The sequence below is a fragment of the Amedibacillus sp. YH-ame6 genome (assembly GCF_053848845.1).
Genome location: NZ_JBSPEZ010000006.1, coordinates 119,909 through 131,052, shown reverse-complemented (window position 1 = coordinate 131,052; position 11,144 = coordinate 119,909). Strand labels below are relative to the sequence as shown.

Below are 11,144 nucleotides of genomic sequence, written 5' to 3'. Positions count from 1 at the left end.
GATCATCTTAAAGGGATTGTATTCTTCACGACCTTTATGAGTAGGGTGTGATAGGTATTTATTCCAATTAACTCCTTCCATCACTTTAAGAAAACTGAACACTGGATCAGAAGAATTTAACTTCTTTCCTAAATCCAGTGGTAAAATCATCTGTTGTGTAGTATAATCCATATTGTTGAGATACGGATAATTTAACTCTAACATTTCGATGTTTTCCATAGTTAAATTATACCAAAAAAAATACGTCGTGCTCTTATGAGTTTGACGTATTTTTTTATGTTAAGGCAGTTTTTTATTCGTTACAGCCTCTTTTTCTTCCCCATCATTTTCCCCAACCTCTTTTACTCTATGACAACACGCACAACACTATCTTGTCGCTTCATCACATTGCTCGTAACACTTACATCATCCAATCGCGAATTGATAACGAGTACCACATTCATTGCACTACTATCCACATTCACAACACCTGTTGAAGTAACTTGTCCTTCATTTACTCTATACGTGACATTATAATCCGCTCCTACTTCTTCTACCGTATACACACCGAATGCGATATCAGAAAGCGTAAACGTATAATTATTCTCTGGTTCTAAGGTCACAATTTGCGTTGTATTTTGTCCATTTACCGTAACCGTGAAGATTTCTCCATCCATTGGCACATTCAACGCTCCATTGATATCACGGATGCGCTTTGTAATAACCATCGTTCCCTGTCCAGTATTATCGGATGTTAAATTGATGATACCGATAACCGTTGTAGAACCAGGTGCCGCATTGAAGATTGCCTCTTCTTTTAAGTCCGCACTATTGATTAAATATTTTACTGGAAATGGTGAAGTACCTAACTCTTTTACTTGATACGTTCCACTTGGCAGGGTTCGAAGACTTTGATGCCAACTGTTATCCACATTCAAATCATAGGTTTCATTTACCTCATTGTTAATACCAGTAATGGAAAATTGATACGTGTCAGGCGCAACTGGTGGTAAATAATTCCCATCGTTATCTAACATATATTTAAAGACTTCAATGGTATTACGATTTCCACGCAATTCATTGATGACTTCTACTTGGTTGTTAATTCCACTTGCCATCATAACGGTAGCACTGGTTGCCTCTGGCCCTCCATTGACGCGATATGTGGTTAAATATTCTAAATTCGCAATTTCTAACACGCGATATTGTCCTTCAGGAAGATCTTGTAATACACTTGTAAACATGTTTCCTGAATCAAGTTGTATTTTTCTTATGGTGGATTCATTGGATACTTCCACAAAGTAGATATCCCCATCTGCAGGCATAATGAGTGTACCATCCGCATTCTTAATCAATTTTGTAATTTCAAGCCTTCCCATCATTTCCCCAGAAGAATTGATAATATTCACCGTGTGTGCATTATCTTGTAGATAGATACTTGCATTGTTTGTTTCTAACCCGTTATCTACAATATAGCTTACAGAGTATCCTAGATTGCTCATTTCTTTTACGGTGTAATACCCATTGCTTAGGTTCTTCAATGTAGAACTCCATCCATTGGAAGCATTCAAGACTACCACACTTCGATAACCATCCGGTCCACTCACTTCTACTTGAAATTGTTCATTTGCACTAGGTGAATGTAATACCCCACTTCCATCACGTACATATTTATTCAGTTTAATGGAAGAGGATTCTTCATTCATCGTGTTGATCATCATCACCATATTTTCATCATTATCAACACTTACCACACCATTGCTTACTTCACTTCCCCCATTGATGATATAGGTAACCACATCATTGTTTCCTACTTCATCAATTACATACAGTCCACTTTCTAAATCCTTTACATCTACCATCCATCCATTGCTTTCATTTAACAGGAAGTTTTCATTATACCCTGGTTTACTAATAAATATTTCTGCTTCATAATCCCCTGTAGGACGGCGTAGTTTCATACCAACTCGTACATATTTTTCGATGTGAATACTGCCTTTTCCTGATGGCTTTTGCGTATTGATAATTTGTAGTGTATTGCTATTTCCACTTACAGATACAACCGCACGATCCACTTCACTACCACCGTTGACAATATAAGTCACTTTATCTTCGTTGGTTGTTTCGTTGATGACATAGTCACCATCTTCAAGATCTTCGATGGTTTGCATCCACTGGTTACTAGCATCTAAGGTATAGAGCTGATTAAAACCAGGACGTGATACAAGGAAGACATAGGATGCAGTTCCTGTAGGACGACGCAATTGGTTATTCTCGCGAATATATTTTGCTAACGTAATGCTTCCTGTTTTTGAAACCGTCTCTGGATTTATAACTTCTACTTTATTGGCATTGTTACGTACTTGTACACTGGCACGATCAACTTGACTTCCTCCATTCACAATATACGTAACCCCTTCTACATCCACTTCATTTACTACATAAAGACCATCTTCTAAACCATCAATGCGCATACGATAACTATTCTCTTTGCTTAAATAGAACATTTCATTATAACCTGGTTTGGATACATGGATGCGATACATTCCACTTTGTGGTTTCACAAAGATTCCATCAGATGTTTCCATATATTTAATTAAGTCAATGCTACCATTCTTTGGCATAGGATTCATAGGATTGATGATATTGATTGTATTTGCATTTCCCGCAACATGAACTCTTCCAGAAGAGGAAGGTGTGGCATTGTTTACAATATACTCTACTTGATCACTGCCTTGTTCTTCCATGACTTCATAGTATCCATCTTTTAGTGAACGAATGCTTGCGTAGAAATGATTGTCAGCATTCAAGAGAATACGCGTTGTATCACAGGCACCTTGTATTGTTATCCAATAGGATTCATCTTGTGCAGGATAACAATAACATCCCTCTTCATCTCGTATCAATTTACAAATTTCAATGCTTCCCCTTGCACTGCATTCTTCATTGATGGCAGTAACGTATTGATCTTCATCACAAATGGTAAGTGTAGCTTCTCTCATCTTTTGATCATTGACAAGATAGTACACATCATCAAACTCACAATCTGCCTTCTGTGTAACTTCATACATACCTTCTTCTAACCATACTTTTTCATGCCATGAGTTTTGACAACTCATCATAAACTTCTCATGGAAATGTTCCCCTTTAACTTCCATTTCAAAGCACATATCTTGATGTGGTTTAATCAATCTACCATGACCATCTTGTATTCTCGTTTCAATATGCAAATAAGCACTGGATTTCATTGTATTGATAAGTGTTACTTGTACATCATGTGTTCCTACTTCAAATGATCCATGATTTTGAGCACACTGGTCGTTTACTACAAGGGTAATCGTATCACATCCACATTCCTTGATTTCATATTTCCCAGGGAAACAATTCTCTACGATTTGTGTGAAGTTATTATAAGAATTCAAAGTATAGTTCTTCACACTCTCTGCATGTATCAATTGTACTTCAAAACATGCATCATGTTCTGGTGCTAATAAGTTTCCATGGCAATCCATCATACATTTATGAATGGTAATATCTACCCCATAATTCTTTTGTACAATCACATTGACGCAAACATCTTCCCCACGAAGATCTATACAAACTTCATCATCAAAACATTGCCCTTCCATTTCAAAGCGAACATTTTCATTTCCGATTGCCTTCAACATATAAGAATCTGGTATCAAATTACATAACTCTTGTTGGAATTCATTTTTATTGTTAAAGATTAGTTCTTCACAACACTTCTTACCACTTACTTGTATTACAAACTCATCTTCACAACGTGGTTCTTTTAAACATCCTTGCTCTTCTACCATACCTTGGAAATGCAAGCTTCCAAGTGCACATGGATGGTTGATAATGGTAATGCATACATCATCTTCACATACATCCACACAGGCAGATTCATATGGTAAATCATTGATTAAATAACTTACATATCCATCGTTGTTCAATTCTTTTACTTCATAATGTCCTTGTGGTAAATCATAGAGTTTTGCACAGAAGTCGTTATCTTTACTCAAGACCACCTTCTGTTTGAAACAATCACTCTCTACCAATACTTCAAAACATTCATAGCGATTCGGCTTGATTAGTCTACCATCTTCACTTGCTATCACTTTATTGAGTTCTATACATCCAAACAGCATTTCTTCATTGATGATGGTAACATCAATTGGTTCTCCATCAAAGAGGAAATACCCATCGCTTTGTAGATTTCCATCAACGTTATAGCATGTTTTACAAGCACTATTAAGTTCTTTGATTTCATAATGCTGTTTACATAAATCACATAAGGTAATACGGAAATCATTATCACAGTTCAATTCATAAACTTCGTGTATATTCTTCCCTTTTAATAAAATTTGGAAACAATCCTCAGGTGAAGGTTTTACAAGTGCGCTTCCTTTACGAATTCTTTTTTCAATGTGTACCATACCTTCTCTACTTATGGAATTTATAATATCTACATGAAGATCATCTCTTCCAAGTACAAAACATGCATGTTCTACACAAGAATTGTTAATACGATATTGCACATCATAGCCTTCATCTAATTCCCGTATTTCATATTCTCCCTCATCTAAATCATCAAAATAGATACAGAAATCGTTCCTATTTCTTAACGTATACGTACGACAGAAACATCTTCCTGATAATTCAAAGTGGAATTCATCTTGTGGACAAGGCGTACATAAATCACCATGTTCATCCATGATATACTTTGTAACAATGACACTTCCCATACAAGCTGTCTCTTCATTGATAATCATAACTTCTTCATCTTGTGAACCAAGTTTGATCTTTCCAAAGCTTTCTTCTCGTCCGTGTACGATATAGCTTACTTTATATCCCATATTATCCTTTTGAATGATGCGATATTTACCTTCGCACAACTCATCCAAAACAGCACACCATTGATTTGACGCATCCAAACATACTTTGAAACAATCATCACTTCCTTCTACTAAGATTTCAAAGAAGGCACCATTTGATGGTTTTTCCATACATCCATCACATCTGCGAACACAGGCAGATAGTGTCAAACTTCCACTATGCATTGCACGGTTGATAATGCATACATCTTGGTTACAGTCCCCCATATAAACAAATGCTTCTTTACAGATTTCGCGGTTTACCAAATACGTAGTTTCATAACATGCACTTCCACATTCACTGATTTGGTATTCACCTTCTTGTAATCCTTCCAATTGTATACACCAGTTATTGGAAGCCCGTAAGACATAGCATTGAGAGAAACATGGCCCCTCTACTTCTACTTCGAATTCTTCATCTCGTGCAGGTTTCACTAATTCTTTACTTGCTGTTTCTATAAATTTACTAATCTTTAAAATGCCACTGTTATTACGCGTTATACTATTGATAATCTTTACTTCATGGTCGCAACAATCATCTACCATAACTCTGGCATGACGTCGTTCTCGTTCACAATCTACCTGATAACTTGTTTCATATTCGCAAGTTTCCTCTTCTCGTATTTCATAACTTCCAAAACGCAAGTCATGGAAACACATTGAGAAGTCATTATCCTCATTCAATTCAAAACAACGTTTACAGAAATAAGAACTTAAACTTACTTGAAAGCATTGTCCCTTTTCTGGTTTCATCATATCGCCATATTCATTACGAATATATTTACTTACACAAATGCTACCACGATTACGTTCTTCATTGATAATGGAAACACAGAAGTTTTCACTTCCATCATATCTTAGACAAGCACTGGTTTTCTCTCTTCCCCCATTGATACTATAACTCGTATTGTATTCCCCACAACTGATCTCACATACTTCATATTCCCCCACACAAAGACTTGCTAGATCGATACAGAAATTGTTGTTGGCATTTAGATAAAAGGCTTCATTCATGCCACATCCTCTTACCATAACTTTAAACTGTGCATCTTCTTGTGGTCTACAAACTCTACCATCACATCCTCGTATAAACTTGCAAATGCGCAAAGCAGATGGTTGCATATCACAACAAGTATTACGTTCTATATTGCTATTAATAATCCATACTTCTTCATAATTTCCTTCACAAAGTTGCAGTTGTGCCCCTTCGCTCTCATCACATCCCCCAACAATATAACTAGTCTCATACAAACTTCCATCACAATTCACTTCTTGGATATCATAAAATCCTGGAGTTAAACCATACAATGTGGCACAGAAATCATTCTCTTCACAAAGTGTGATACACTCATCATGTTCATCGGATATAATAGACACTTGAAACTCTTCAAAACAACTTGGTTTATTTAATTCTCCACAATTGTTACGAACGTATTTTTCAATGGTCAGCTGTGTATCCATTCGCTCTTCATTACAGATATGCAAAATATTTGTACCTGGCATCAATTCAAATAATGTACTCGTTGTTTCTTCTTGTTCATTCAAACGATAAAACGCTCTATAATCACAATATTCAAATTCCTCAATGTGATATACACCTGCACATAAATCTTCTACAGATGCACAAAACCCATTATGAACATTCAACTTCACAAATTTCTCATAACAATCACTTCTAGTAATGCGAATTAAAAATTCCATATCCTCGCATGGTTTCTTTGGATTTCCTCTACGATCACGCAAAGATTTACTAATTTGTAAATATGCTTTTGATAATCTTCGATTGATGATATGAAGCGTGCGGTGTGAATGTTGTTCATCAAACATCACGGTCGCATAATCACTCTCCATTTCTTCATCGTCTACTCGATAGGTAACCTCATACATATCCCCGTTGATCATTTGGGTACCACATTCATCCACCTGTGAAATACGGTATTGCATAGCCCCCATATTGTTCAGCGTCATCTTTCCGATACCACTTTGTTCATCAATGTTGATTTCTGCATGTGTACACTCATTTTGTGAATGACAAATTTTCACAAAATGCTTTGCCTGATTCTTCCATGGACTTCCATCATCATTTACTTCTTCCACGATGATATCCATCGTTCCCTTTACATTACATGGCTCAGGCTGAATGGTTTCAAGTAAATGCATTTGAAACCTGCTGGCAAAGACTTCCTTTAAGTGTTTGCTCATCTTTATCCTCCTTCTTATATAAGCCTATTTTTTTTCTTATACATTCTAGTATATGAGCCCACTTAAAAATTGTGTTACTTTATTGAAAAAGCCTTTATTTATGTAAATAAAGGCTCAGGCTGTTGACAAAGAAGTCGACAGCTTTTTTAAAATATGTTAAAATAAATAAGGCAGTAAGATGACTACTCAACCTAAAACATGTGGCTCTTACTGCCTTTTGTTATGAAAAAAATGGTATAATATGTATAGGTTGAGTAGGAGAATATACATATGGCAATGACAAGAAGAAGTAGTAAGCATGATAGTATAATTTTAAATACAATAGAAGATTTAGTACCGCAAGATCACGATGTTAGAAAACTAGATTCCTGTATAGAGTGGGATTTCATATATCCCTTAGTGAAAGAGTTATACAGTGATTTTGGCAGACCTAGCATTGATCCTGTGGTGCTTTTTAAAATGGTTTTTATTAATATAATTTTTGGTGTTCACTCGATGCGGAAGACGTGTAGGGAAATACAAGTCAATTTAGCATATCGTTGGTTTCTAGGCATTTCTATGGATGAGGAAGTACCTAATTATTCAACATGGAGTCAAAATTATATCAGAAGATATGGGGATAGTGATGTATTTGAACAGATATTCGACCAAATATTAAAACAAGCTATGGGCTATGGATTCGTTGATATGGAAACCGTATTTGGAGATTCAACACATCAAAAAGCAAATGCGAATAAAAACAAGAGTATTGATAAGGAAGTTGAAATCATCAAAAAAGTCTATGAAGATGAACTATTAGATGAAATAAACAAAGATCGAGAGGCACATGGAAAAAAACCATTAAAAGCAAATGAGAAAGAAGAGTTTAATTTTGATGAAGCAAGCGGAAAACTCAAAAGAGACATCGAAACCAAGCATATCAAGGTAAGTAAAACAGATGAAGAAAGTGGTTGTTTTCATAAAGGTGAAAAAGAAAAATGTTTTGCATATTCACATCAAACATTCTGTGATAAGAATGGATTTGTAGTATTGAGCCTATGCGTTCCTGGTAATGTACATGATAGCGTATCCTTCTTTCCAGCCTACCATGTATTGAATGAAAAATACAAAGATCAAATTAAAAATCTCTGCTTAGATGCAGGATACATTACACCAGCAATCTGTAAGACGATATTAGAACACCAACAAAAAATGTACGCACCCTATAAAAGACCAATGACAAAAAAGGGGTTCTTCAAAAAATATGAATATGTTTATGATGAAGTCTACGACTGCTATATATGCCCAAATATCAAACTGCTGGAATACAGTATCACCAACAAATTAGGCTACAAAGAATATAAATCAAATCCGGAAGATTGTAAGGATTGTCCATTCTTGAAGAAGTGTACCCAATCAAAGAATCATCAAAAAGTAGTCACCCGTCATGTATGGGAAGAATATCGAGAAGAAGTAATGGATGAGATACGACATACACCAGAGTGGAAGAAATTATACCCATTGAGGAAGGAAAGCATTGAACGAGTATTTGGAGATTGTAAGGAACATCACAACCTAAGATATACAAGATTACGAGGTTTGGAAAAGAATCAGCATCAAGCGCTGATGATTTTTGCATGTCATAATCTAAAAAGAATGGCAAGGTGGAGTTGGAAAACTTCATCGGATACGATGCATAATTGGCTAAAAATGATGATTTCTCTCTATAAAACAAAAAAAAGAAAAGCAGTACTCGCTATGGGTACCACTTTGTCAACAATCTGAGCCTTTATTTATGTAAATAAAGGCTCCAAATAAATATCGATTTCTTTCTCATCTTCACGATGAATAAACTCCATACAAATGCAGATGGAATGTTGTTCTACCATAATCATAAAGGAAATAGGTGCACCTCGCACTTCCATGTCATCACCTACACCATACTATGTCATAGGTTAGATTTTGATATCCTCATCGTATGCACATAACATTCCCATATAATAATATACCAAAACACTACACATAAGAACGCCATAGATAACACTTACCAAAACTGGTCCCCACATATTAACATTTTCAAAGGCAAACGCAACATACGTCCCCGCAAATGCAAACGGATTAGAACTAATCATAATATCATGCACAAGTAACATTGGCACAAAATTACTACCTATCCCAAAGAAGACATCCATTATCAAATTATATAGCATCGCAACAAGTGCCAATGTCAACAAAGCATAAAAGCAGAACTGATAATGTTTCAATACTTTCTTTGTAGCTTTCCAAAGGATAACGAATGGATTTTTCTCTCCATCAAAAAGATAAAAAAAGGAAAAGGTCTGAACAGGAATATAGAATATAGCCAAGAGTGTACAAACCACGCTCATTACGGAAGTTAAAGAGGATGCGTATTGTAAAAGAGCCATAGAGCCCCATGCACTTCCTATCATAATTAGAAAGAATACACTTTGTAAGAAAAAGTATGGAAGTACATATGGTTTCATAGAATGTGGTATCTCTATATCCCTTTTCTTATGAATGAATTGAAATAATAGAATCAAGTATATAAAGGAAGTCCCTAACACAAACACGTACAACGCAAAGTAATAGTAGTTAGAGAATGCACTGATATACACTATGGTATTAAAAAAAGACAATGCTAAGCTATATAACAAGGATGGTATGATTAACATAAGCGTTAATTTTATACGATTTCCTTTTAGATTTGTGAAATTGATAAATTCATGTATTGTTTTCATAGTTACCTCTTCATTTATAAATCTTGAATGCTTTGGATATGTTGGCTAATCCAATAATGTACAAAGCTATCTTCATGTTTGATGATACCACCTACTCGCTCACACAGTTTTCTGCTAGCGTCATTGTTATATTCACAACAAAGTAAGATATCTTCCATGTGGTATTGCGTATGTGCTTCTTGTATCAACGCTTGTAATGCAAGGGATGCATATCCTTGTTTACGAAAATTTTGCATAATGCAAATACCGATGTGTCCACTATCTGCATATAAAGCTTGTGAAAGTTCCTTCTTTAAGGTCGCAATACCAATCGGTTGATTATCCAATAAAACCCAATACGTCATATGAGGAAGAACATGTTTATTAAGAGCGTGTACACTATGTTTATGAATCCACTCTTTTACATGGTCTTCTTGATCATCGTTTAGTGTCAAGAATGTAAAGGGATTGTGTTCTCGTACCAGTTCCTTTAAACAAAAGATATAAGCTTCTTCTTGTTCATTGTGCAATTGTTTGATAGTAACCTTCATATCCAACCTCAACCCTTAGGATGCTTTCGTAGTAGATCCTTGTGGAATGGTCGTATCATCATTGTATAGTTTTGCTAAATACGTATAAAGTGGTAAACAACAAGCGTATAAACCTGAATAATATACTAGATTTACAAGTGTAATTAAAATCGCAGAAGTTACACTGATATTAGCCCCTACAATAAGACCTGGTAAAATCGCACCTGCATAAAGACTATCACTTAATATCATATTGGTAAGTCTAGGTACAAATGATTGTCCTAACAAATACCAAATCATCAAACATAAGGCAGCCATAAACACTTCTCCAATATGGTCTTTCATCACTTGTACACTCACGCTCAATACTTGTCCAAATTTTCCTCTATCATAAATCCCATATGCAATCAACGCATTCCAAGCCATAAAGAATGCATATACAAGGGTATACAGAATCAGATATAAAAATGTAATACTTCCTAAGAATGCACATAACACATTCACTAGTATTTGTAATATGCTTAAAAGCAAACCCATAGCAATAAAGAGTCCAATCCTAGATATCCCAAAGCGGATATCCGCGAAGCGAAAGGGTTCATTACGTACTGCCTTAATAAATAAAAACATTACGATATAATTTGCCAGTATATTTAATAAAGACAGGAAGAAGGATACGATAGAATACGTAGATCCACTTACATCCATAGCAAGTTGTAACCCTTCCATGTATAACATAATGCTAAGAGATACTCCAAACAACGCTAGAAAGATTTTTAACCCTCTTCCTTTCAATATATCTTTTGTATGAAAAAATACAACTCGTAATAGTTCCATAAATA

General features: G+C 35.3%; 6 protein-coding genes and 1 pseudogene. 1 reads left to right on the top strand and 6 read right to left on the bottom strand.

Translation table 11 applies throughout. The annotated features are described in order from the left end of the window. Positions 1 to 219 (bottom strand): annotated as a pseudogene (locus tag ACWG0P_RS06435) (IS1182 family transposase); the annotation flags it as partial. A 122-nt stretch (positions 220 to 341) separates the two neighbouring features. Further along, on the bottom strand, positions 342 to 7,058 hold the full coding sequence (locus ACWG0P_RS06430; protein WP_455801018.1) for an MSCRAMM family protein: 6,717 nt from the start codon (positions 7,056 to 7,058) through the stop codon (positions 342 to 344). 270 nt (positions 7,059 to 7,328) lie between these two features. Here ACWG0P_RS06430 and ACWG0P_RS06425 point away from each other — a divergent pair, with 270 nt between their 5' ends. Next, positions 7,329 to 8,822 carry an IS1182 family transposase gene (locus ACWG0P_RS06425; RefSeq protein ID WP_455801017.1) on the top strand — a complete coding sequence of 498 codons (1,494 nt, stop codon included), beginning with the start codon at positions 7,329 to 7,331 and terminating at the stop codon, positions 8,820 to 8,822. Between the two features lie 8 nt (positions 8,823 to 8,830). Here ACWG0P_RS06425 and ACWG0P_RS06420 read toward each other — a convergent pair whose 3' ends face one another. The 4 genes from ACWG0P_RS06420 to ACWG0P_RS06405 are packed head-to-tail and all read right to left on the bottom strand — an operon-like array spanning position 8,831 to position 11,139. Next, complete coding sequence (locus ACWG0P_RS06420) at positions 8,831 to 8,962, bottom strand: hypothetical protein (protein ID WP_455801016.1); 132 nt, start codon at positions 8,960 to 8,962, stop codon at positions 8,831 to 8,833. A gap of 30 nt (positions 8,963 to 8,992) precedes the next feature. Then, on the bottom strand, positions 8,993 to 9,796 hold the full coding sequence (locus ACWG0P_RS06415; protein ID WP_455801015.1) for a hypothetical protein: 804 nt from the start codon (positions 9,794 to 9,796) through the stop codon (positions 8,993 to 8,995). Positions 9,797 to 9,810: 14 nt separating this feature from the next. After that, positions 9,811 to 10,326, bottom strand: a complete 516-nt coding sequence (locus ACWG0P_RS06410) for a GNAT family N-acetyltransferase (RefSeq protein ID WP_455801014.1) — start codon at positions 10,324 to 10,326, stop codon at positions 9,811 to 9,813. Between the two features lie 15 nt (positions 10,327 to 10,341). Next, positions 10,342 to 11,139 (bottom strand): hypothetical protein, encoded by a 798-nt coding sequence (locus ACWG0P_RS06405; RefSeq protein WP_455801013.1) that lies wholly within the window; start codon positions 11,137 to 11,139, stop codon positions 10,342 to 10,344. Positions 11,140 to 11,144 lie beyond the last annotated feature (5 nt).